The organism is Halomonas sp. Mc5H-6, assembly GCF_024124705.1.
Taxonomy (GTDB): Bacteria; Pseudomonadota; Gammaproteobacteria; order Pseudomonadales; family Halomonadaceae; genus Vreelandella; species Vreelandella subterranea.
In genome coordinates, this window is the sequence record NZ_JAMXSI010000001.1 from 489,986 (window position 1) to 511,810 (window position 21,825).

The 21,825-nt window shown below is 58.4% G+C and carries 20 protein-coding genes; 5 read left to right on the plus strand and 15 right to left on the minus strand.

Going from position 1 to position 21,825, the window contains the following annotated elements; genetic code table 11:
- Nucleotides 1-2: 2 nt before the first annotated feature.
- Genes NH395_RS02270 through NH395_RS02280 form a run of 3 tightly spaced genes read right to left on the minus strand, consistent with a single transcriptional unit; the run spans nt 3 to nt 2,643 of the window.
- A complete protein-coding gene (locus NH395_RS02270) occupies nt 3-212 on the minus strand; it encodes a hypothetical protein (RefSeq protein ID WP_253022115.1) in 210 nt (69 codons plus the stop codon).
- Nucleotides 209-2,272: a 3'-5' exonuclease gene (locus NH395_RS02275; protein WP_253022116.1), complete on the minus strand. Its 2,064-nt coding sequence runs from the start codon at nt 2,270-2,272 to the stop codon at nt 209-211. Before NH395_RS02275 ends, NH395_RS02270 begins: the two co-directional genes overlap by 4 nt.
- Nucleotides 2,269-2,643, minus strand: coding sequence for a response regulator (locus tag NH395_RS02280; RefSeq protein ID WP_253022118.1), 375 nt, complete (start codon nt 2,641-2,643; stop codon nt 2,269-2,271). Before NH395_RS02280 ends, NH395_RS02275 begins: the two co-directional genes overlap by 4 nt.
- Nucleotides 2,644-2,845: 202 nt before the next feature.
- Between NH395_RS02280 and NH395_RS02285 the strand changes: the two genes are divergently transcribed.
- Nucleotides 2,846-3,937 (plus strand): DUF3524 domain-containing protein, encoded by a 1,092-nt coding sequence (locus NH395_RS02285; protein WP_253022120.1) that lies wholly within the window; start codon nt 2,846-2,848, stop codon nt 3,935-3,937.
- Here the strand turns inward: NH395_RS02285 and nth are convergent, their stop codons facing one another.
- The 12 genes from nth to NH395_RS02345 form a co-directional block, all read right to left on the minus strand.
- The gene (gene nth, locus NH395_RS02290) at nt 3,938-4,576 is read right to left on the minus strand and encodes an endonuclease III (protein WP_253022121.1); all 639 of its coding nucleotides are present in this window, start codon (nt 4,574-4,576) and stop codon (nt 3,938-3,940) included.
- Nucleotides 4,577-4,591: 15 nt separating this feature from the next.
- Nucleotides 4,592-5,293 (minus strand): electron transport complex subunit E, encoded by a 702-nt coding sequence (locus NH395_RS02295; RefSeq protein ID WP_253022123.1) that lies wholly within the window; start codon nt 5,291-5,293, stop codon nt 4,592-4,594.
- Entirely contained in the window at nt 5,290-5,928 is a 639-nt protein-coding gene (gene rsxG / locus NH395_RS02300; RefSeq protein WP_253022126.1) for an electron transport complex subunit RsxG, read from the minus strand. The genes NH395_RS02295 and rsxG overlap by 4 nt, the downstream gene beginning before the upstream one ends.
- The gene (locus NH395_RS02305; RefSeq protein ID WP_253022426.1) at nt 5,925-6,962 is read right to left on the minus strand and encodes an RnfABCDGE type electron transport complex subunit D; all 1,038 of its coding nucleotides are present in this window, start codon (nt 6,960-6,962) and stop codon (nt 5,925-5,927) included. Before NH395_RS02305 ends, rsxG begins: the two co-directional genes overlap by 4 nt.
- Nucleotides 6,959-8,611 carry an electron transport complex subunit RsxC gene (gene rsxC, locus NH395_RS02310; RefSeq protein WP_253022128.1) on the minus strand — a complete coding sequence of 551 codons (1,653 nt, stop codon included), beginning with the start codon at nt 8,609-8,611 and terminating at the stop codon, nt 6,959-6,961. Before rsxC ends, NH395_RS02305 begins: the two co-directional genes overlap by 4 nt.
- Complete coding sequence (rsxB, locus tag NH395_RS02315) at nt 8,595-9,203, minus strand: electron transport complex subunit RsxB (protein ID WP_253022130.1); 609 nt, start codon at nt 9,201-9,203, stop codon at nt 8,595-8,597. Before rsxB ends, rsxC begins: the two co-directional genes overlap by 17 nt.
- A 9-nt stretch (nt 9,204-9,212) precedes the next feature.
- Nucleotides 9,213-9,794, minus strand: a complete 582-nt coding sequence (rsxA, locus tag NH395_RS02320; protein ID WP_253022132.1) for an electron transport complex subunit RsxA — start codon at nt 9,792-9,794, stop codon at nt 9,213-9,215.
- On the minus strand, nt 9,791-11,392 hold the full coding sequence (locus NH395_RS02325) for a diguanylate cyclase (protein ID WP_253022134.1): 1,602 nt from the start codon (nt 11,390-11,392) through the stop codon (nt 9,791-9,793). The genes rsxA and NH395_RS02325 overlap by 4 nt, the downstream gene beginning before the upstream one ends.
- 92 nt (nt 11,393-11,484) lie before the next feature.
- Nucleotides 11,485-13,521: a methionine--tRNA ligase gene (gene metG / locus NH395_RS02330; protein WP_253022136.1), complete on the minus strand. Its 2,037-nt coding sequence runs from the start codon at nt 13,519-13,521 to the stop codon at nt 11,485-11,487.
- Between the two features lie 66 nt (nt 13,522-13,587).
- Nucleotides 13,588-13,869: a hypothetical protein gene (locus NH395_RS02335; protein WP_066320437.1), complete on the minus strand. Its 282-nt coding sequence runs from the start codon at nt 13,867-13,869 to the stop codon at nt 13,588-13,590.
- Between the two features lie 98 nt (nt 13,870-13,967).
- Nucleotides 13,968-15,149 (minus strand): 1-acyl-sn-glycerol-3-phosphate acyltransferase, encoded by a 1,182-nt coding sequence (locus NH395_RS02340; RefSeq protein ID WP_253022137.1) that lies wholly within the window; start codon nt 15,147-15,149, stop codon nt 13,968-13,970.
- A gap of 71 nt (nt 15,150-15,220) precedes the next feature.
- A complete protein-coding gene (locus NH395_RS02345) occupies nt 15,221-16,165 on the minus strand; it encodes a recombination-associated protein RdgC (protein ID WP_253022139.1) in 945 nt (314 codons plus the stop codon).
- A gap of 179 nt (nt 16,166-16,344) precedes the next feature.
- On the opposite strand from NH395_RS02345, the gene NH395_RS02350 reads away from it, so the two are divergent.
- From NH395_RS02350 to pheA, 4 genes are all read left to right on the plus strand, one after another.
- Nucleotides 16,345-16,782: a thioesterase family protein gene (locus NH395_RS02350; protein WP_066320440.1), complete on the plus strand. Its 438-nt coding sequence runs from the start codon at nt 16,345-16,347 to the stop codon at nt 16,780-16,782.
- A 153-nt stretch (nt 16,783-16,935) separates the two neighbouring features.
- A complete protein-coding gene (gene gyrA / locus NH395_RS02355) occupies nt 16,936-19,629 on the plus strand; it encodes a DNA gyrase subunit A (protein WP_253022141.1) in 2,694 nt (897 codons plus the stop codon).
- On the plus strand, nt 19,613-20,716 hold the full coding sequence (gene serC / locus NH395_RS02360; protein WP_253022143.1) for a 3-phosphoserine/phosphohydroxythreonine transaminase: 1,104 nt from the start codon (nt 19,613-19,615) through the stop codon (nt 20,714-20,716). Before gyrA ends, serC begins: the two co-directional genes overlap by 17 nt.
- Before the next feature lie 5 nt (nt 20,717-20,721).
- Entirely contained in the window at nt 20,722-21,813 is a 1,092-nt protein-coding gene (gene pheA, locus NH395_RS02365; RefSeq protein WP_253022144.1) for a prephenate dehydratase, read from the plus strand.
- Nucleotides 21,814-21,825: the final 12 nt, after the last annotated feature.

Genomic DNA, 21,825 nt, shown 5'->3' on the forward strand with positions numbered 1-21,825 from the left:
GGTCAGCGGCCCGCACGGTGTTCCATGAGCCACGCCGCCAGGCCGATCACGATCACCCAGGCACTGAACAGGTACAGCGGCAGCCAGCCGATGTGAGAAGCAGAGATGCGATCGACCACCAGGATCATGGGCGGGCAGAACAGCAGCAGTGCAATGGCCACCAGGGCCATCAGCCGTTCGGTTTTACGTGATTTGAGGCCTGACGATTTCATGTGGCGCTGGCATCCTCTCGGTCAAAGGCATTGGCCTGGAGGGCAAGCAGCTGCTCCAGGGTATTGATACCCCTTGCCTCCAGCCGCGGCAGCAGCGCCAACCATAGCTCGGCGGTGACGCGTGCATCGCCAAGTGCCGTGTGGCGCGTGCCCGGTGGAAACGCCAGGTCATAACGCTGGGCAAGGCTGTCCAGATCGTGGCCATCCAGCGCTTCGTCCAGGGCGCGCGAAATCAGCAGGGTATCGATTACCGGGATGTCGAACGTCACACCTTTATGGCTGATGGCCAGCAAGTCAAAGGCGGCGTTATGGGCCAGCATGACGGCGTCGCCCACGTAGTCGCGAAAGCGGGGCAAGACGATGTCCAGCGGTGGTGCACCGGCCACATCGGCATCGGTAAGACCGTGGATGGCGGTGCTGGCCAGCGGAATAGGCCGTTTGGGGTCGACCTTCTGGTCGAAGACATCGCTTGCCAACAGCTTTGCATTCACCACGCGGCAGGCACCGAGACTGATCACCGTGTCACCGCGACGCAGTTCAAGCCCGGTGGTTTCGGTATCAAAGGCGACGATCTCAAGGCTGCGCAGCGAACGACTGGCAAGGGCTTCGTCGGGCGGCGGCAGGTCGGCAATGCCGAAGTCATGGAATTCAGGGCGCGGCGGAGCGGTTTCCCGCGGGGCGCCGACACGCTCCATGGCGGGCAGCGGAAGGCGCAAACGGGCATGGGTGCCGTTTGCGTCCCCCAGGCTCCAGATATCGCTGGCGTGCTGGCGAAGCACATCGGCGACGCTCGGGCTCAGGGGCAGTGACGGCAGCGTCTGCTGCCGCCATTCGGCCAGCTCGTGTTCCGGCAGCGCCTTGCCGTGCCAGATAAGGTCCAGATAGACGCGCTTGTTGCCCAGGCACATTTCGCCCTCGAAGCCGCTGTCGGGCAGGTGCGCATTGAGGTGCTTGACCAGCGAATCGAACAGCGCGATCAGTGCCGGCGCGTCGCCCTTGAACCAGGCGGGCATACCCACCGGGGTGATCAGGCGGTGCTCGGGGTCGAGGCGCTCGTCCAGTGCCTGCCAGAAATCGTTGGACCACATGGGCGTCAGGCGTTCTCCCTGATGCTGCATGTCATCCAGAAGCTGACCGATCCTGGCGACGTTATCGCCCAGGGTGGCGCCTTCTTCCTGGATGACGCGCTCGAACCGCTGGCGCAGCGTCGAGGTGTCGACGTCGTCCTGATGCCTGAGCTGAATCAGCGCGTCGGCGGCGCTGGTCAGGCTGGCGGTATGCTGGCGCAGCGGCGTCAGCATGTCGGCGAGCTCCGCTCTAACGCCCATTTCACTCGACCAGGAGGCGGTGGCGTCGCTGAACGTCAACAGCGTTTCGCCGTCGCTGCCGGGAACGCGGCGTAAAATGACCTTGAGCCAGCGGTTCTCGCAGGGGGCCAGTAGCTCCCGGGGGGCGCCGTCGTCGGGTAGCTGACGGATCGCCTGCTGCAAGCTGGCGACCGGGATAAGCGCTTCGAGACGCTTGCCCAGGCCGAGGCCGGTATGGTCGACAAAAAAATCCTCGGCGGCCTGATTGAACAGCATGACACGGCGATGATGGTCACACAGCAGCAGCGGCGTCTCGAGTACCTGCAGCAAGGTTTCAAGCTCCTGGCGAATCTTGGCGGCGCTGCGTGCGCCCTCCGTGTGTGCCGTGGCCAGTCGGCTACGATCTTCCCGCCAGCTCTCGCGAACCCGCTGCAGGTCTGGCCCCAAGCCTTTCAGCCAGCCTTCCGGCGGGTACTCATCGCGGGCATCAGGGTTGGCCACCAGGCGTGCCAGTTGGACCTGTAAATGACGCAGCGGGGTAAACAGCATGCGTTCAAGCAGCAACCCCGAAAGGAAAAGCGTGACGCCACCCGCGAAACTGCCCAGCCATAAGGCGACTCGTGTCGCCCCACTTGGCGACAGTTGAGAATCCAGCCACGCAGCAAAAATAGCCCCGCCCAGCAGGCTGATGCCGCTAAGCAGAAGCCACAGGCCAATCAGTCGCTGGCGTTTGGGCAGCCCACCTCTCGTCATGGGGTGTTTCCTGTCAGCAGTGCGTTGACTTTTTCGACCAGTGCCTGGGTAGAAAAGGGCTTGGTGATGTAATCATCAGCCCCCAGCGCCATGCCTTTTTCCCGCTCTACTTCGCGGCCATGAGCGGTTAGCATAATGATGGGGAGTGCTGCGGTGTCGGGGGCCTGGCGTAACTGCTCCAGTACATCGAACCCGCTGATGCCCGGCAAGCTGATGTCCAGCAAGATGAGATCCGGCTTGCTTTGTTGCACATGCGCAAGCGCTTGCTCGCCGTCTTCTGCCGTCAAGACCTCGAAGCCCCCTTGCTGCATCAGAAACTCAAGCGAGATGAGGATATTGGGTTCGTCATCGACCACAAGCACTCTGGCCATTGTGCTCTCCCTGGATTAAAGGTGTTGGGGCCGTCTTATTGCCCCATTATTAGCCAGAGTGTAGGTAGGCGAGCCTGCTGCGCCAAGACGACCTTGGTAACAAAGCGATCACTGTGGATTATCAATAGGTAGTCTGCGGCTGTGATGACAAGCAACGCCCGGTTATTACACAATTGTCTCCACGCTACTCAACGAGACCCTAATGAACGCTCCCTTGAATCGCCGGAAGCGGGTTTTACTGCTATCCGCCTATGATGCTGTCAGCCATCGTTACTGGGCTGACAGTGTCATCCGTCACGTCGAGTCTGTCGAGTGGACGCAACTGCGCTTGCCAGCGCGCCATTTCCTCTGGCGCGTTCGCGGTAACCCATTGACCTGGCTGTTTAAAGAGCACGAAACGCTGAGTCGGCCGTATGATGTGGTGCTGGTAACCTCGATGGTGGACCTGGCAACGTTAATCGGTTTGTTCCCTTCGCTTGGCCAGGCACACAAGATCATCTATTTCCATGAGAACCAGTTTGCCTATCCTGCGTCGGAGGCGCAGCACTCTTCGGTGGAAAGCAAAATGGTCAATCTGTATGCGGCCCTGGCGGCTGACACAGTGATTTTTAATACCGCCTATAACCGCGATTCCTTCGTCGATGGCGCCCGTGCCTTTTTGAAAAAAATGCCCGAGAATCTGCCAGCAGTAAAACCCCTTGAAGCGCTGCGCAAACGCGCCAGAGTACTGCCTGTCCCGATCATGCCCCTTGATGGCAGGCATCACGGCCAGCGTCATCCCCGGCGGATTCTGTGGAACCACCGCTGGGAGTTCGACAAGAACCCCGAGGACTTTTTCGAAGTGCTTTTTGAACTGAGCGACCAGGGGGTGGCCTTCGAGCTTACGGTGGTGGGGCAGCGCTTTCGTCATGTCCCGCCGATTTTTGCCGAGGCCGAGCAACGTCTTGCGTCACATATCACCGCCTGGGGGCCGCTGCCGGAAGGGCGCTATCGGGCTGAACTGGATAAAGCCGGTATCGTGGTATCGACCACCTGGCATGAGTTTCAAGGGCTGGCGATCATGGAGGCGGCCCAGCGGGGGGCGCGACCGTTGGTACCTGACCGCCTTTGCTTCCCGGCGCTTTACCCCAAGGCCTATCGTTACGATGGCACTCGAGGTGGGCTATACGATCAGCTGTACCGCTGGCTCACCACACCGACAGACCAGCCCGAGCCGTTGAATACGGCCCAATGGGAGTGGCCAGCATGGCAGGCGGCCTATTCGTCCCTGCTGACGGAAGGCGTGCTGGATTGATCAAGCAATCTCGGTTTTGTCTTTATAATCGCATAAATCTTCAATGATGCAGCTGCCGCATCGCGGCTTGCGGGCAATGCACGTATACCGGCCGTGCAGGATCAGCCAGTGGTGAGCATCCTGCAGAAAATCCTTGGGGACGTGGCGCAACAGCTTTTGCTCTACCTCGACGACGTTTTTGCCCTTGGCAATGCCCGTTCGATTGGCGACCCGGAAAATGTGGGTATCCACCGCCATGGTCGGTTGGCCGAAGGCCGTATTCAAAATGACGTTGGCCGTCTTGCGTCCCACGCCAGGCAAGGCCTCGAGCTCGGCGCGGGTTTGGGGCACTTCACCATTATGCTTTTCAACCAGTTGATGGCAGGTTTTCATCAGGTTTTCGGCCTTGGTGTTGTACAAGCCGATGGTCTTGATGTGGGTTTTCAGGCCATCGATACCCAGATCGATAATACCCTGCGGGGTATTGGCGACTGGAAACAGGCGGGCCGTTGCCTTGTTGACACCGACATCGGTGGCCTGAGCGGAGAGTAGTACCGCGGCGAGCAACTCAAAAGGCGTATGCCAGTTGAGTTCAGTCGTTGGGTGAGGGTTTTCTGCCTGCAATCGGGCGAAAATTTCATGACGCTTTTGGGCATTCATGGGTCAGTCTCTGGGTTATTTAATCGTACCGGTGACGCGGACGCGGCGCTGTTCACGGGGTGTAACGGTCTTGGGCTGTGACGTTGCCTCAAGGCGTTGGTCAATGCTGTTTTTCAGTGCTATCAGCAGCCCAGCGACGAAAAACGCGCCGGGGGGAAGCACGAAAAACAGAAACTGATAGTCGTCGACCAATGTCAATCGCCAGCCGTCGGCCATCGGGCCGAACAACAACGTCATTTCCCTGAACAGCGTCCCCTGGCCCAGCAGCTCGCGTAATGCCCCTAACACCACCAGTACAGCGCCAAAACCGAGCCCCATCATCAGGCCATCAATGGCGGCAGGTAATACTGGCTGGCGCGAGGCAAAGGCCTCGGCCCGGCCCAGAATGGCGCAGTTGGTCACAATCAGCGGAATAAAAATCCCCAGCACCTGGTAAAGCGGGTAGGCGTAGGCGGCCATGAGGAGCTCAGCGCAGGTGACAAAGGCGGCAATAATCATCACGAAGGCAGGCAGGCGGACGGCGCTGGGTACCTGATGACGAATCATCGATACCGTGGTGCTGGCGCCGACCATGACGACCAGGGTGGCAATGGCCAGCCCCAATGCGTTGACCACGCTGGCGCTGACCGCCAATAACGGACATAGCCCCAGCAGTTGGACCAGCGCTGGGTTGTTTGACCACAGTCCTTCACGCGAAAGCTGGCCAAGTTGGCTCATCGCTCTGGCTCCTCTGCCTGCCGCTTGTGGGTGTTTTCAAGGGGTGCATGGCTGGCTGCATATTGTAGGGCACTGTGTACAGCATCGACCACAGCACTGGGCGTGATGGTGGCGCCGGTAAAGGCATCAAAATGACCGCCATCCTTTCGTACCGCCCAGTCTTCGGCAGCTAGCGAGTCCAGGCGTAAGCCATCGAAGTGAGTGATCCAATCGCTTCGGCGGCGCTCGATGTCGTCGCCGAGGCCTGGGGTTTCCTGATGCCGGGTAACGCGAACCCCACTGATACGCTGTTGCTCGTCGAGACCCACGAGTAGGTGGATGTCGCCGTTATAGCCGCGCCGGGTGACGACCGGCAACACGACGGCACGTTGCTGGTCGTTGGCCACTTGCCAGCCGGTCGTCCCGTCGGGGTAGCCAAGCAGGTCAGCGTCGGGCAGCGAAATCGGCGATACCGTTGCCTGCTGGGTAAGCGCCTCGGGCAGAACGGCCTGGCGCTGGCGTTGCTCATAGGCTTGCTGGTGCGCGTCGATCCGCTCGGCCGTCAATGCTCGCAGCGAGGCGACACTGCCCGCCGTGATCAAGGCAAACAGGCCTAACGTCAGCGCACCGCGTTGCATGGCGTTCAGTGTACTCATGGGTGTGTTCTGCCAGTGGCGGATTGCGGGTCCGTCGCGGCGGGCACCGTGTAAATATCCAGCAAGGGTACGCACAGGTTCATCAGCAGCACGGCAAAGGCCACCGCATCGGGGTAGCCGCCCCAGCTGCGAATCACGATGACAAGCAGGCCGATCCCCGCGCCGTAGATCAGTTTGCCGCGCTGGCTAGTGGCCGCGGACACCGGGTCGGTGGCAATGAAAAATGCGCCAAACAGGGTCGCGCCGGTAACCAGGTGCAGCCAGGGCGAGGCGGCGTCATCGGGATTCAACCAGTAAAGCAGTGTGGCAATGGCCGTCATGCTGCCAAGCATGGCCACGGGGATATGCCAACTGATCAGGCGTCTGGCAAGCAGCAGTGCACCGCCGACTGCCCAGGCTGCCGAGACCCACTGCCAGGCAGTGAGGGTGCCACGGGGTAGCGGCGGGTTAGCCCAGAATTGGCTGGCGGTTACCTCATCGGCTTTATGCTTGAACGCGTCCAGCGGTGTGGCGCCGCTTAAACTGTCGATCTGCTCCAGCGAAATGCTACCCATGATTTGGCTGCCGAGCGTAGCGGGCCATAGCGACTGGGGCGTTGGCCATAGGGTCATGTAGGTGGGAAACGACACCAGTAACAGGGCATAGCCCACCATGGCGGGATTGAAGGGATTGTGTCCCAGCCCGCCGTAAAGGTGCTTGGCGACCACGATGGCCGCGACCATGCCGATACCGATCAGCCACCAGGGGCTGGCCGGGGGTAACGATGCGCCGAGCAGTACGCCAGTGAGCAGCGCGCTGGCATCATTGAGCGGCCGCCAATTGCGCTGACGCAGCCGCAAGACAAGGGCTTCCAGCCCCAGCCCGAAAGCGGCGGCGATGACGACATTGCTGACCACGCCCAGGCCGAAAAAAAACGTCATGGTGGCAAGGCCGGGCAGGGTGGCAATGATCACCCAGCGCATGATGCCCCCGGTGCTGGGCATTGACGTGAAGCGGGGTTGGTCGTCTACCTGGGACGCGTGCAGCATACTTATGGGGTCTCTTGGGGTTCGTCTGCGCTACGAGCCTCGGCGAGGCGTGCCTCGGCTGCCTGCAAATTTTCCTGGGCGGTGGCCAGTTGAGTCTCGAGGTCGTCATGGGGCTGTTGCGGGTCTTGCTGGGCGGCCCGCGCGAGGTTTTTCTCGGCCTTCCTGACGGCGGCTTTGGCGGCGGTTTGGGCGATCCGCAAACTGCGCAGGTCGGCTTGAGGTGAGGCGCCCTGAGAATCGGTCTGCTGAGTCGACTGCCTGGCAAGGCGTGCCTGTCGGCGCGCCTGCTTTTCTGCTTCCTCGCGGGCGAGCCGCGCCTGGCGCCACTCAAAGCGATGCTTGGCATGTTCAGCCTTGGCGGTTTCCAACTGCTGGTAGCGGAGCCGGGTTTTAGCTTGGCGATAATCGGCGACCAGGGGAATATGGCTCGGGCAAACGTAGCTACAGGCATTGCACTCGATGCAGTCGAACAGCCGGTAGTGCGCCAGCTTGGCATCGTCCTTGGCGCGCGCGTACCAATGCAGTTGCTGGGGCAATAAATTGGCCGGGCAGACCTCTTCACACGCGCCGCAACGGATGCAGGGCGATTCGGGCGGCGCAGGCGGTAGTTCCTTGCGCGTGGCCGCAATCAAGCAGTTGGTGGTTTTGGTCACCACGCCTTCAAGGTCGGCAAGCGGCGTGCCCATCATGGGGCCGCCCTCGATCAGTTGATGAAGTGCTGCGCGATTCAGGCCCGCCTCGTCGAGCAGGGCGGCCATGGGCGTGCCGATCCGCACCCAACGATTGCCCGGGTCGGCGATGGCCTCACCGGTCAGGGTCACCAGTCGTTCAACCAGCGGTTCGCCATCGCGAACCGAGCGCAAGGCTGCCAGCAGGGTGCCGGGGTTTTGGCAGAGCACACCTATGTCAGCGGGCAGCCCCTGGTCGGGCACGTCGCGGTCGAGCAGCGTTTTAATCAATTGACGCTCGCCGCCGCTAGGGTAACGGGTGGCGATCACGCTGACGGTAACGCTGAGCGGTTGGCTTTCTGCCATCGCTTGACGCAGGGCGCTTATCGCCGCGGGCTTGTTATCTTCAATGCCGACCACGATCTGCTTGGCGCCACAAAGCGAGGCGATGAGCTGGGCACCTTCCAGCACATCCGAGGTGTACTGCTGCAGCGTAAGGTCATCCACGGTGATATAGGGTTCACATTCGGCAGCGTTGACCACCAGGGTATCGATACGCTGGCGCTCGCCAACGCGCGCCTTGATATGGGTAGGAAAGCCCGCGCCGCCAAGCCCTACCACCCCGCTGTGTTCCAGGCGCGTCAGCCGTTCCTCAGCGCTTGCGGTACGCCATTCAAGCGGCGTCAAGCGTTGCCAGGCATCCAGGCCGTCGCTGTCGATGGTGATGGTATGGCGATCCACCTGGGTGACCTGGCCGCTGATGCTGGCGTGCAAAGCGGCTGAGATCATGCCGTCGCGCCGGGCGATTGGTGTGCCCACCTTGACACTATCCCCCACGGCGACGGTCGCGAAGGAAGGGCGACCGGCGTGCTGGTCCAGGCGCAGCACGACGCGATCGGGCAACCTTGCGTGGCGCACCTGACCCTGGGAGCGCTGTTTGCGTTCGGGCGGATAGACGCCGCCATGAAACTCAAAGGTGCGTGCCATGAGGCATCTCCATTGACGCGCGGCGGTCGCTGGCAATCACCTGGGGGGGATAGGTGACGGGCTGCCATTGGGCCAACGGTGTGCTCCGCGGCAGCATGTCAATGCAATCGACCGGGCAAGGCTCAAGGCATAGATCGCAGCCTGTACACTCATCTTCGATAACGGTGTGCATCTGTTTCGCGGCGCCAATGATCGCGTCCACCGGGCAGGCCTGGATACATTTGGTACAACCAATGCACTCGTCTTCACGGATGAAGGCCACCAGATCCTCACTTGGCGCTTCACCATCCAGCGGTTCGGGCGTGCGGCCTAACAGATCGGCGAGGGCAGTAATGGTGGCTTCGCCGCCGGGCGGGCACTTGTTGATGGCATCACCCTGGTTGATGGCTTCGGCGTAGGGGCGGCAGCCAGGATAGCCACACTGCCCGCACTGCGTCTGCGGCAGCAGGGTATCGATCTGCTCGACCAGGCTGGATTCATTCCCCTTGAAACGCTCGCTAACGGCGCCCAGCAGGGCACCAAACCCCACGCCTAGCGCGGTGAGCACAGCGACAGCGCTGAGCAGGCTGATGATCGAAAAGGGATCACTCATTGACGGCACCTATCCTTGGACCAGGCCAGAAAAGCCCATGAAGGCAAGTGACATCAAACTGGCCGTGATCATGGCGATGGCAGCCCCCTTGAAAGGCCTGGGTGTATCCGCGGCGGCGAGGCGTTCACGCATGGCGGCAAAGAGTACCAGCACCAGGGAAAACCCGACCGCGGCGCCCAGCCCATAAAGGGTGGTGGAAATAAAACTCAGATCACGATTAAGCGACAGCAGGGCAACGCCAAGTACTGCGCAGTTGGTAGTGATCAAGGGTAAAAAAATACCCAGCACACGGTGCAGCAAGGGACTTAGCTGGCGCACCATGATGTCGGTGAACTGGACCACGGCGGCAATTACCACGATAAAGCTGATGGTGCGTAAATAGGTAACGTTCAGGGGCACCAGCAGGCCATGGTAGACCACGAAACTGGCGGCGGAGGCCAGGGTCAGGACAAAGGTGGTGGCCAGCGACATGCCCATCGCTGATTCAAGTTTATTGGAAACACCCATAAACGGACATAAACCAAGAAACTGCACCAGCACGAAGTTGTTGACCAGTGCCGTGCTGACCAAGATCACAAAGAGTTCATTCATGGTGACGTATTGTGCGGAGAAATCTCGGTGCTGGCTAGCGGCTGTCTAAATAATACAACCTGATGTCGACCGGCTTCCTTCGCAAGATAGAGAGCCTGGTCGGCGCAACTTACCACCGCACTCGGCGATTGGGATTTAGCGTCTTGGAGCATGGCAATGCCGGCGCTTATTGTGACGAAAGGTTTAACTGGCGAGGTTGAATGGGGAATCTGTAAGTCGTCGATCGCCGCCGAGAGCTGTTCCCCGATGTCCCTGGCCTTATCGGGCGAGGTGTGGGGAAGCAGGGCGCAGAATTCTTCTCCGCCGGTACGGGCAATGAAAAAGTCTCTCGTTTGGGCGAGGCTGTGCATGGCGTCGGCAATACGTTGCAAGCAAACGTCCCCTTCGGGATGCCCGTAGTGGTCATTGTAGAGTTTGAAGTGGTCAATATCCAGCATCATCACGGCAAGCGAACCTGAAGTGGCATCGGCTTCGTTAAAGGCAGTTTCAAGGCGCTGGTCAAACAGCCGCCGATTGGGTAGTCCGGTCAATGCATCATGGGTGGAGAGTGTCAAAAGTTCCTCATTGAGCTGCTGCTGGCAGGTAAGATGCTCCTGAAACGCTCGTGACAGCAAGCCTATTTCGTCGTTTCGTCTGGTGAGCTTATGTACATCCGTCTCGTGTATATCCAACTGCTGAGTAAATTGGGTGAGTAAGCGCAACGGCTTAAGCACAATTTTCTCAAGCAACAGTAGTACCACGGCAATGACCAGAACCATTAGGACAGCCGTCCACAACAGCGCGTAGCGAAAGGTGGTCAAACTAGTTAAATAGCTGGTGCGATTGAGCTCTATGCCTATTCCTAATGAAGCGGGGGTAAGTGGGCTATAGATGGGTAAGTAACGTTCGGCGTGAACGGTGTTGCCAGAGAAGCTGAAAGCATCGCTGCTTGAGGCTGTCCCCTGGATAATGCTCAGGTTGATAGGCAGCCCCGTGTATTCTTCCATGAAGCTCACCCATTCGTCGTCCAAGTTGCGTGTCTTAAATAACCATCCTGCCGGTGAGCCACTTCTATCGGTACGTAAAATGGGGGTGGAGCTCACCATTACAGGCTCCTGGTCAGCGTAGATAGCGCTTTGATCTGCTTTACCCTCTTCAATGGCTGCCTGCATGCGGTTAGCCCACGGCTCCATCCAGGCGCACTCATCGTTAGGTGTAGTGCATGTTTGGTAATTTCCAGTCGTCGGGTTAATACCGGCTAAAAAGTAGACTTCTCCCGCCTTATTGAAAAACGCCATCAACTGATAGCGCATATCCTCGAACATTTCTTGACTGAAGTTGACGTCCTTGTAACGAGGGTAGTCCCCCTGGACAAACTGATAGGTATCATCCCAATGAGCCCAGTCACGTACCTGGGCAAGAAGCTGCTGCTGTTCGAGCTGAAAGCTGCGCTCAACGCGATCTAATTCTCGTTTTATGGCCCCGCGTTCTTCAGCCTGCAATACCGGAAAGATGACCAATGCACTGATAGCGGCCAACGCAACGATTGCACAGATAAGTAATCCGCCAAGAGCAGCGAAAAAGCGGAAACGCAAAGAGCGTGGAATATGCAGATGCATAGAGCGAACCAAAAGTGTATGGGTATTAAATAAGCGCTTATAAAAAAGGGGCGAAGGCTAGTGCCTTGCCCCTTTAACTGCACGATACCTAGTTAGGTGACCCGCTGACCCGGTTCCGCACCAGAGTCCGGCGAGAGAAGATAGATGCCGTCTTGGTTGGCCGACGCCAGCACCATGCCTTCTGATACACCAAAGCGCATTTTGCGCGGGGCGAGGTTGGCGACCATGACGGTTAGGCGGCCTTCCAGCGCTTCCGGGGAATAGGCGGAGCGGATACCCGAAAAGACATTGCGTGTTTCGCCGCCCAGGTCGAGCGTCAGTTGAAGCAGTTTGTCCGCGCCCTCGACGTATTGAGCGCTAGCGATCCGCGCGATGCGCAGGTCAACCTTGGCAAACTCATCGAAACTGATTTCCGCCGCGATGGGGTCGTCTGTCAAGGGACCCTTGGGGGTTTCCTTAAGCTTTTGCTCTTCCACGATATCCTCCTTTGAGGCATCGATCATGGCGTCGATCTTGTCGCGCTCGATGCGCTGCATGAGGGGTTTGAACTTGTTGATGTCATGGTCGACAAGCACCGTTTGACGGCTCTCCCAGTCCAGCGACTCGACACTCAGGAAGACTCTGGCCTGCTCGGCCATGCTGGGAACGACCGGCGCAAGGTAAACCATCAGTTGACGGAACAGGTTGATACCCACCGAACAGATGTCGAGCACCTCGGCATCGCGGCCTTCCTGCTTGGCGAGCACCCAGGGCTCTTTTTCAGCAATATAGGTATTGGCCTCGTCGGCCAGTTCCATGATGTGGCGCATCGCGCGGCTGAATTCGCGCGCTTCAAAGTCCTGGGCAATGCTGTCGCCAGCAGCAATAAAGCGGGCGACCATTTGCGGCTCGCTGCAATGGCCTGAAAGGCGGCCGCCCCCCAGCTTTTTGACAAAACCGGCGCAACGGCTGGCAATGTTGACCACTTTGCCCACCAGATCGGCGTTAACCCGGGCGGCAAAGTCGTCGAGGTTCAGGTCAAGGTCATCGACCTTCGACGTCAGCTTGGCGGCGAAGTAGTAGCGCAGGTATTCAGGGTTCAGGTAGTCGGCGTAGGTGGCCGCCTTGATAAAGGTCCCCCGTGACTTCGACATCTTGGCACCATCCACGGTGACAAAACCGTGGCAGTTAACGGCGGTGGGCGTTCGCAGGTCCGCGCCCTCGAGCATTGCGGGCCAGAACAGCGCATGGAAATAGACAATATCCTTGCCGATAAAGTGATAGATCTCGGCGTCCGAATCTTTTTCCCAGTAGCTATCGAAGTCAATGCCCTCACGCTCGCAGAGGTTCTTGAAGCTCGCCAGGTAACCGATCGGCGCGTCCAGCCATACGTAAAAGTATTTGCCGGGGGCATCGGGAATTTCAAAACCGAAATAGGGGGCGTCGCGGGAGATGTCCCACTCGTTAAAGCCCGATTCAAACCATTCCATCAGCTTGTTGCGGATCTGCGGCTGCACATGGCCGTCGTTAATCCAGCGCTGCAGGAAATCGGCAAAGTCCGGCAGCTTGAAGAAGTAGTGCGTGGAGCTGCGGACTTCGGGCGTAGCCCCGGAAATCGCCGAGACCGGATTTATCAACTCGGCTGGCGTATAAGTAGCGCCACATTTTTCGCAGTTATCGCCGTACTGGTCGTCCGCGCCGCATTTGGGGCAGGTGCCTTTGATGAACCGGTCAGCGAGAAACAGCCCCTTTTGCGGGTCGAACATCTGCTCGATTTCCCGCGTGGCGATATGGCCTTTATCACGTAAGCGTTGATAGATCAGTTCGCTGTAATGGCGGTTTTCATCGGAATGCGTGGAGTCGTAGTTATCAAAGGCTACGCCGAAACGGGCAAAGTCGGCTTGGTGGTCGTGTGACACCCGGTCGATTAAGGCTTCAGGGGAAATGCCCTCCTGCTCGGCACGCAGCATGATAGCGGTGCCGTGCGCATCGTCGGCACAGACGTAATAGCATTCCTGACCACGACTTTTCTGAAAGCGCACCCAAATGTCGGTTTGGATATATTCAAGCAAATGGCCCAGATGGATAGCGCCATTGGCGTAAGGTAGCGCGCTGGTAACCAGAATGCGGCGCGAGGAGGTAGTTGACATGATGAACGAAGATCCCGATCAGGCATTAACAAAAAGATATAACAGCGAGGTGATTCAGGCGACTGACTAATAGAGTGCCTGTTCCTCTTGAACCACTTCGCGCAGGAGCTCTAGAAACAATTTATCCGCTTCTGAATGTTCGGCGGGGTCTTCCGGGATATGCACGCTGGTGGTATCCGATATTTGGTTGGCAATGCGCGCCATGACGGCAGGACTGTTGCCTTCAACCAACTCTTCCCGGGCGATGGCCAGTGACTGCTCAAGGATCTTGGGGTCTTGCAGCAGCTTGCGGATAAAGCCGCGTAGCTCATTGATGATACGTGTTTTCTGAATTTCTGAAGCGGACATGGGGTTCTCCTTTAAATCGCTACGAGCAGGGCGTCGAGCGAGACCACTAACTATCCCGACAATAGCATTTTTTCAGCCAATGAGCATGGCGTGTGATCTTAGTGGGTCAAACGTCCGGCCTTGTGTTTTACCGGGTTGGCATATTGTGCCAGCCAGTAGGGGCGCAGGGCTTCCGGTACGCTTGCCAGCCGCTCGTTGAAGCGATCCCTGTCTTCCCGGGTAATGGTGCGACGGGCCACCAGCTCGGGGGCGTCTCCCAGGGCTTCAAGTGCCAGGTAATGGCTGGGGAAAAGCCGGTAACCGCCAATCACCTGGCGGTCAATCTCAGCAGCGACTTCATCAGGTGTGGCCATATCGGCCCCCACAGGCGTGCCGAAGCGCAGTTGAACACGACCCTTGGTGCCGGTGATGCCCGCCACAATGGAACTGATGTCTTCGAATTCGCTTTTCGCGTAGTGGCCCTTGGTGTCGATATCGTGAAGTTCCTGGGCTTTTTGCAGGTCGCAAGGATCGTACTCGTAACTGATCGACACGGGCACAAGCTTGAGCTCGGCAATGGCATCGCCAAATTGAACGTCACGGTTGCTGGTACGACTGGCGATGGTCAGCATCTTGATAATCGCAGGATCGGTCCGGTCGATACCGTTCTTGGCCCGACCTTCCCGCTGCGCCATCCAGATCGAGTGTTGATCTTCGGTAACCGAATGGCGGATATAGGCCGAGAGCTTCTGGTAAGCGGCCAGCATGGCGCGTTTGCCGCGTGCGCTGCGGGGGACGATAAAGCTCTTGTTGAGCCGCATGAGGTCAGTGACATAGGGCTTTTTCAATAAGTTGTCGCCAATCGCAATACGTACAGTGTCTCGGTCTGCCTGGTAAAGGGCATAGTTGACGAAAGCCGGGTCCAGCGAAATATCCCGATGATTACCGATAAATAAATAGGCGCTGGCGGGGTCGAGCTTGTCCAGCCCCGTCACCTCGAAGGCATCGGTGGTAGTGCGGATCATGCGCACCATATAGCTGGCAATGCGCATCTGGAATTCACGCACGCTGGTGACGTCCTTGACTTCCCGGCGCACCGCGTGACTGGCCATGGCGCGCGCCAGCGGCGGTGCCCAGCGCGCCAGGCGGGGTAGCCGAAAGCGGGTAAGCGCATTCAGCAGCTCGTTATCCCGCGAAAGCTTGGCGAGCACGTCCGCCACTTCATGATCCATATAAGGACGAATATCCGCCCAAGGGTCTGAGGGCATCGGGTCAGTCGAAGCGTTATTGTGATGTGTCATGCGATCCGTAAGATTTCTTCAATAAAATCAAATGTGTGAGCAATGGCCGTTGACCGTGTATCGGCACTTTATCAAGCCGGTGCTGGTTCTCGCTGTGCTGGTTCTCGCTGTACTTCGCCGCCAAGCCATTCCATCAAGCGGACGATGTCGTCAGACAGGGCATTTGCCATGAGAATGAAGTCGGTCTCTAGCCTCGCAAGCGCGTCGTCCCCGTCGTCGGCCTGGTCGGCTTCTTCAATCAGCGCATCGCCAAAGCGTAGCGACTTGAGCGCCAGGTCATCGTGTAATACCAAGCTTAGGCGACCTTCGATGTGAATGGCGAGTTTACTGGCTTGTCGACCACTCTCGAGGAGTTGCTGGATTTCATCGCTGTCCAGGTCGACTTGTCGGGCACGCAGTACGCCATCGTCGCCTTTGGCCTTCAGTTCTACCTGGTCGCCCAGTTGAAGGTCAGCGGGTCGACTGGCGGGGTCGCCAAGCCAGGTCGTCATTGCCCGCATGGGCAGCGTCTGGGAGGCGAGCGGGGTAACGCTCAAGGTGCCCAGGGATTCGCGCAGCAGGTCGAGAATATCTTCCGCTCGGGTCCGCGAACTGGCATTAACACCGATTAGCTGGCGTCGAGTATCCCACCAAACATCAATTTTCTGACTGCGTACAAAAGCGCGAGGTAACAGCTCCTCGGTGACTTGCTCCTTGAGGGCGGTTTTTTCCTTGCGGGTCACCTTGCGGCCTTCGCTGGCCTCAATGCTTGCCACCTGCTCGTCGACGTCTTCCTTGACCACCGAGGCAGGTAGCAGGCGCTCCTGACGCAAGGCCGCGAACAGTCGGTGCCCCTGGATTTCATGCAGACGCTGGCCGCTGCCCAGCCGTCCGGCAGGCGCCGTCCAGCCAAGACGGCGGGCGTCGGCATTGCCCAGGGGGGCGGCTGCGTGAGCATCCAGTGCCTCACTGAACGCTTCATGACTGAGTTCAGGAGCGCTGTGTACGCGATATAAGTGCAGGTGTTTAAACCACATGTCGCCTGTCCTGTGTAAAAGGTGGCACATTATGTCGAAAGCGACGCTTTCCTACCAGCATCGTCGCCAAGTGGTTCGTTGTTGCGGTTGTTTCAAACCTGTGTTTGATTAAGCTCGTGCTGATTATATCAAGCCGGTCAGCCCCATCGTCATCAACCGAGACAATTTTAGGAGGATCCATGTCGATCGAATCAGTGTCGCGTACCCAGCTTCGTGTGCGGGGGTATCATCTGGATGGCTATGGGCACGTAAACAATGCCCGTTACCTGGAATTCATGGAAGAAGGGCGCTGGGCATTTTTCGATGAACATCCCGCGCTCATGAACGAACTGCACGCCGCGGGACGGGCGTTTGTAGTGGTGAATTTAAATATTGATTACCGTGCCGCCGCCGTTCAAGGCGATGATCTGGTGGTGATGACAGGGATTGTCGATGTCGGTGATCGAAGTGCGGTATGCCACCACCAGATTCGTCGAAAAGATGGCCGTGTGGTGGCCCAGGCGGATCTTACCTTTGTGTTGCTGGACGTGCGGGCCAACAAGGCGAGCCCCATCGACGGCAATGTCCGCGAGACACTCGATGCGTTAACCGTCGACAAGTCGATATTCGCCGATTGAAACGTCTCGGCATGGCGACTGACTGCCCTTGATGCAAATGCAGTGGTATGATGGGAAATTATTTGGGCGCCGCTATGCTGTGTCTTTTCAGGCCGTATTTATAAGCGCTTTCAACTCTCGCAGTGCCAATGCAGTGCAAAGGATCTGACTTTCATGGGTGACATCGCCAGAGAAATCTTGCCCGTCAATATTGAAGACGAGCTCAAACAGTCGTATCTCGACTATGCGATGAGTGTCATTATCGGCCGCGCGTTACCTGACGTGCGCGACGGTCTGAAACCTGTTCATCGGCGTGTGCTCTTTGCCATGCATGAACTGAACAATGACTGGAATAAACCGTACAAAAAGTCGGCGCGTGTCGTCGGCGATGTGATCGGTAAATATCACCCGCACGGTGACAGTGCGGTATATGACACCATCGTTCGCATGGCGCAGCATTTTTCCATGCGCCATGTGCTGGTCGACGGTCAAGGCAACTTCGGTTCGATCGATGGCGACAATGCGGCTGCCATGCGTTACACAGAGGTGCGCATGGCGCGCCTGGCCCATGAGCTGCTTGCCGACCTGGAAAAGGATACCGTCGACTGGGTCGATAACTATGACGGTACCGAGCGCATTCCCGACGTTCTGCCTACCAAGGTGCCCAACCTGTTGATCAATGGGTCGTCAGGGATTGCCGTGGGGATGGCGACCAATATTCCGCCTCACAACATGCGCGAGGTGATCGACGGCTGTCTGGCGTTAATCGATGACTACACGCTCAGCGTTGATGACCTGATGCAGTATATCCCCGGGCCGGACTTCCCCACCGGTGGCATCATCAACGGCCGTGCGGGCATCCTGGATGCCTACCGTACCGGGCGCGGGCGTGTTTATGTACGCGCCTGTCACACCATCGAGCATGACGATAAAACCGGCCGTGATCACATTATCATTACCGAGTTGCCTTATCAGGTTAACAAGGCGCGTTTGATCGAGAAGATCGCTGAGCTGGTCAAAGAGAAAAAAATCGAAGGCATCGCCGAGCTGCGCGATGAGTCCGACAAGGACGGCCTGCGGGTGGTGATCGAAATCAAGCGCGGTGAGTCTGGCGATGTCGTGGTGAATAACCTCTTCGCCCAGACGCAGCTGCAGAACGTCTTCGGTATCAACATGGTGGCGCTTGAAAACGGCCAGCCACGCACGTTGAACCTCAAGCAGATGCTCGAAGCGTTTATCCGCCACCGCCGCGAAGTGGTGACTCGGCGAACGCTGTTTGAACTGAAAAAGGCCCGTGAGCGCGGCCACATCCTTGAAGGCCTGGCGGTGGCGATTTCCAATATTGATGAGGTGATTGAGCTCATCAAGGCATCGCCCAACGCGTCCGAGGCGAAGGATAAGCTGCTGGCCAACGTCTGGCAGCCAGGTCAGGTGACCAGCATGCTGGAGCGCGCAGGGGCCACCTCGTGCAAGCCTGAAGACCTTGACGAAGGTTTTGGTCTTAATCCCAGCGCGACCGAGTACCGGTTGTCGCCGGCCCAGGCTCAGGCCATCCTAGAGCTGCGCCTCCACCGCCTGACCGGCCTCGAAACCGAGAAGCTGCTGGATGAATACCTTTCTATTCTGGAAAGAATTGCCGAGCTGACCGAAATTCTTGCTTCGCCGGATCGTCTCATGGAAGTGATCCGTGAAGAGCTGCATGCCGTTCGCGACCAGTTTGGTGACGACCGTCGCACCGAAATACAGGCCAGCCACCTCGATCTTTCGATCGAAGATCTGATTGCCGAAGAAGACATGGTGGTGACGGTCTCGCGTTCAGGCTACGCCAAGACGCAGCCGCTTTCCGATTACCAGGCCCAGCGTCGCGGCGGTCGCGGCAAGTCTGCCACGGCCATGAAAGACGAAGACGTGATCGAGCACCTGCTGGTGGCGTCGACCCACGACACGGTGCTGCTGTTCTCCAACCGTGGCAAGGTGTACTGGCTTAAAGTCTACGAAATGCCTAATGCGAGCCGTGGCTCCCGTGGCAAGCCGCTAGTCAACATGCTGCCTCTCGAGGAAGGAGAGGCGGTCAACGCCATCCTGCCAGTGCGCGATTATGACCCAGAACACTACATCTTCTTTGCCACTGCCCAGGGGACGGTCAAACGTACCAGCCTTGAACAGTTCTCGCGTCCGCGCAGCGTCGGCCTGATTGCGATTGACCTGGAAGAGGGTGATCGCTTGGTGGGCGCGGCGATCACGTCGGGTTCCGACCATGCCATGCTGCTGTCTTCCAACGGCAAAGCAATCCGCTTCGAGGAAAGTAATGTGCGGGCGATGGGTCGAACGGCCCGTGGCGTTCGCGGTATGCGCCTGACAGACAATGCAGAAGTGATCAGCCTGATCATTCCCAAGACGCAGCAGATAGATGACGGTGAAGACGATACCTCGGACAGTGTTGTCGACGGTCAATCCGACGCGGGCCATATCTATATTCTCACCGCGAGCGAGAACGGCTATGGAAAACGTACCCGTCTCGAAGCCTTCCCGCTTCGCGGTCGTGGCGGCCAGGGTGTGATTGCCATGCAGACCAGCGAGCGTAACGGCTCGCTGGTGGCGGCCATGCAGGTCTATGACAGTGACGAAATGATGCTGATCACCGACCGCGGCACGCTGGTCCGCACACGCGTGGAAGAAGTCTCGACCACATCGCGTAATACCCAGGGGGTCATGCTGATTCGTCTCGGTAAAGAAGAAAAGCTGGTTAAAACCGTGCGTGTCGAAGAGCCCGAAGAAGGCGATTTTGAGACGCTGGAAGAGGCGCAGACAGACGACGCCAACCATAATGACGCACAGGATGCCGGAGCCGATGACACGTCGTTATAATTTTTGTGCGGGGCCTGCAGCCCTGCCCGAAGCCGTGCTGGAGAGAGCCCGCGACGAACTGCTCGATTACCAGGGTCGCGGCTTGTCGGTAATGGAAATGAGCCATCGCAGCGATGAATTCGTGGCGATCGCCGAACAGGCGGAAGCCGATTTTCGTGAGCTGTTGGGTGTTCCCAGAAACTATAAGGTGCTGTTTTTGCAGGGGGGCGCCAGCCTTCAGTTCGCCATGCTACCGATGAACCTCTTGGGCCAGGGGGGGCGAGGCAACTTCATTCAAACCGGTATCTGGGGCAAGAAGGCGCTCAACGAGGCCAAGCGGCTGGGCTTTGACTGCCATGTAGCAGCAAGTAGTGAGCCGAATGGCCATACGGCGGTGCCTGCGGCAGATGCATTGACGATCAGTGACGACGCGGCTTATCTGCACTATACCGCCAATGAAACGATTGGCGGACTGGAGTTTGATTACACGCCACAGGTGCAGCGTAACGATGGTGCCAGCGTACCGCTGGTCTGTGATATGTCATCCAACATCCTTTCCGGGCCGCGGGACGTCAGTCAGTTTGGGGTGATTTATGCAGGCGCGCAGAAAAACATTGGCCCGGCGGGATTGACCCTGGTCGTTGTGCGCGATGACCTGCTGGGTAACGCTCAGCCCACCATTCCCTCGCTGTTTGACTATCAGTTACTTGCCGAGGCGGGGTCGATGGTCAACACGCCGCCGACCTATGCCTGGTATCTGGCGGGGCTTGTCTTTAAGTGGTTGAAAGCGGATGTCGGTGGCCTGGAGGCGATGGACGCGACTAACCAGCGCAAGGCCCAAAAGCTGTATGCCGCCATCGACGCCAGCGACTTGTACAGCAACCCGATTGCGCGTCATAACCGCTCGCGCATGAACGTACCCTTTGTGCTGGAAGACGCCAGGCTTGATGATGCCTTCTTGAAAGAGGCCGATGAGGCGGGACTCCTGAACCTGAAAGGGCACCGCAGCGTGGGGGGCATGCGCGCCAGCCTGTACAACGCCGTGCCAGAGGAAGCGGTGGACGCTTTGATTGCCTTCATGGCAGATTTCGAACAACGAAGGGGCTGATCACCATGGCCGACACGTCGATCAATCTGGACGCATTGCGCCAGCGTATTGACCAACTGGATGATGATATTCTGCGCTTGATCAGCGAGCGGGCTGACTGCGCCCAGCAGGTTGCGCATATCAAGCTTGCCGAGGATGAAGAGGCGGTGTTCTACCGACCCGAGCGCGAAGCTCAGGTGTTACGCCGTATCATGGCGTTGAACAAAGGCCCCCTGGACGCCGAGGAAATGGCGCGTCTGTTTCGCGAGATCATGTCCGCCTGCCTGGCGCTGGAAAAGCCCATCAAGGTGTCCTACCTGGGCCCGGAAGGGACCTTTACCCAGCAGGCAGCATTGAAGCACTTCGGCGAAAGCGCCATCAGCCTGCCCATGGCCGCCATTGATGAGGTGTTCCGCGAGGTTGAGGCCGGTGCCGTCAACTACGGCGTCGTGCCGGTCGAAAACTCGACCGAAGGGGTGGTCAACCATACGCTCGATACCTTCATGGATTCCTCAATCCGTATTTGCGGTGAAGTGGTCCTGCGTATCCATCATCATCTGCTGGTCAGCGAAACGACCCGGCGGGATAAAGTTTCGCGTATTTACTCCCACCCTCAGTCCTTTGCGCAGTGTCGCAAATGGCTTGACGCCCACTTTCCTCATGCGGAAAGAGTCCCGGTTGCTTCCAATGCCGAAGCCGCCAAGCTGGTGAAAACCGAATGGCACAGTGCAGCGATTGCCGGTGACATGGCGGCCAAGCTCTACAATCTTGAGTACGTGGCAGAAAAGATTGAAGATCGTCCGGACAACTCCACACGGTTTTTAATCATCGGCAATCAAGATGTCCCCATGTCGGGAGAAGACAAGACGTCGATTGTGGTGGCCATGCGCAACCAGCCGGGTGCCCTCCACGATCTGCTCGAGCCGTTTCACCGTCATCAGATCGATATGACGCGCCTGGAGACGCGCCCTTCGCGTACCGGGGTGTGGAATTATGTCTTCTTCATCGACTTTAAAGGCCACCGTGATGAGCCGCGCGTCACCGCCGTGCTGGAGGAAGTCCAGCTGCGGGCAGCGGAATTGCGCGTGCTGGGGTCCTACCCTCAGGGCGTATTGTGACGTCAGTGGGGG

Coding starts and splice junctions, on each gene's coding strand:
- NH395_RS02270 (WP_253022115.1), bottom strand. CDS start 212: ATGAAATCGTCAGGCCTCAAATCACGTAAAACCGAACGGCTGATGGCC.
- NH395_RS02275 (WP_253022116.1), bottom strand. CDS start 2,272: ATGACGAGAGGTGGGCTGCCCAAACGCCAGCGACTGATTGGCCTGTGG.
- NH395_RS02280 (WP_253022118.1), bottom strand. CDS start 2,643: ATGGCCAGAGTGCTTGTGGTCGATGACGAACCCAATATCCTCATCTCG.
- NH395_RS02285 (WP_253022120.1), top strand. CDS start 2,846: ATGAACGCTCCCTTGAATCGCCGGAAGCGGGTTTTACTGCTATCCGCC.
- nth (WP_253022121.1), bottom strand. CDS start 4,576: ATGAATGCCCAAAAGCGTCATGAAATTTTCGCCCGATTGCAGGCAGAA.
- NH395_RS02295 (WP_253022123.1), bottom strand. CDS start 5,293: ATGAGCCAACTTGGCCAGCTTTCGCGTGAAGGACTGTGGTCAAACAAC.
- rsxG (WP_253022126.1), bottom strand. CDS start 5,928: ATGAGTACACTGAACGCCATGCAACGCGGTGCGCTGACGTTAGGCCTG.
- rsxC (WP_253022128.1), bottom strand. CDS start 8,611: ATGGCACGCACCTTTGAGTTTCATGGCGGCGTCTATCCGCCCGAACGC.
- rsxB (WP_253022130.1), bottom strand. CDS start 9,203: ATGAGTGATCCCTTTTCGATCATCAGCCTGCTCAGCGCTGTCGCTGTG.
- rsxA (WP_253022132.1), bottom strand. CDS start 9,794: ATGAATGAACTCTTTGTGATCTTGGTCAGCACGGCACTGGTCAACAAC.
- NH395_RS02325 (WP_253022134.1), bottom strand. CDS start 11,392: ATGCATCTGCATATTCCACGCTCTTTGCGTTTCCGCTTTTTCGCTGCT.
- metG (WP_253022136.1), bottom strand. CDS start 13,521: ATGTCAACTACCTCCTCGCGCCGCATTCTGGTTACCAGCGCGCTACCT.
- NH395_RS02335 (WP_066320437.1), bottom strand. CDS start 13,869: ATGTCCGCTTCAGAAATTCAGAAAACACGTATCATCAATGAGCTACGC.
- NH395_RS02340 (WP_253022137.1), bottom strand. CDS start 15,149: ATGACACATCACAATAACGCTTCGACTGACCCGATGCCCTCAGACCCT.
- NH395_RS02345 (WP_253022139.1), bottom strand. CDS start 16,165: ATGTGGTTTAAACACCTGCACTTATATCGCGTACACAGCGCTCCTGAA.
- NH395_RS02350 (WP_066320440.1), top strand. CDS start 16,345: ATGTCGATCGAATCAGTGTCGCGTACCCAGCTTCGTGTGCGGGGGTAT.
- gyrA (WP_253022141.1), top strand. CDS start 16,936: ATGGGTGACATCGCCAGAGAAATCTTGCCCGTCAATATTGAAGACGAG.
- serC (WP_253022143.1), top strand. CDS start 19,613: ATGACACGTCGTTATAATTTTTGTGCGGGGCCTGCAGCCCTGCCCGAA.
- pheA (WP_253022144.1), top strand. CDS start 20,722: ATGGCCGACACGTCGATCAATCTGGACGCATTGCGCCAGCGTATTGAC.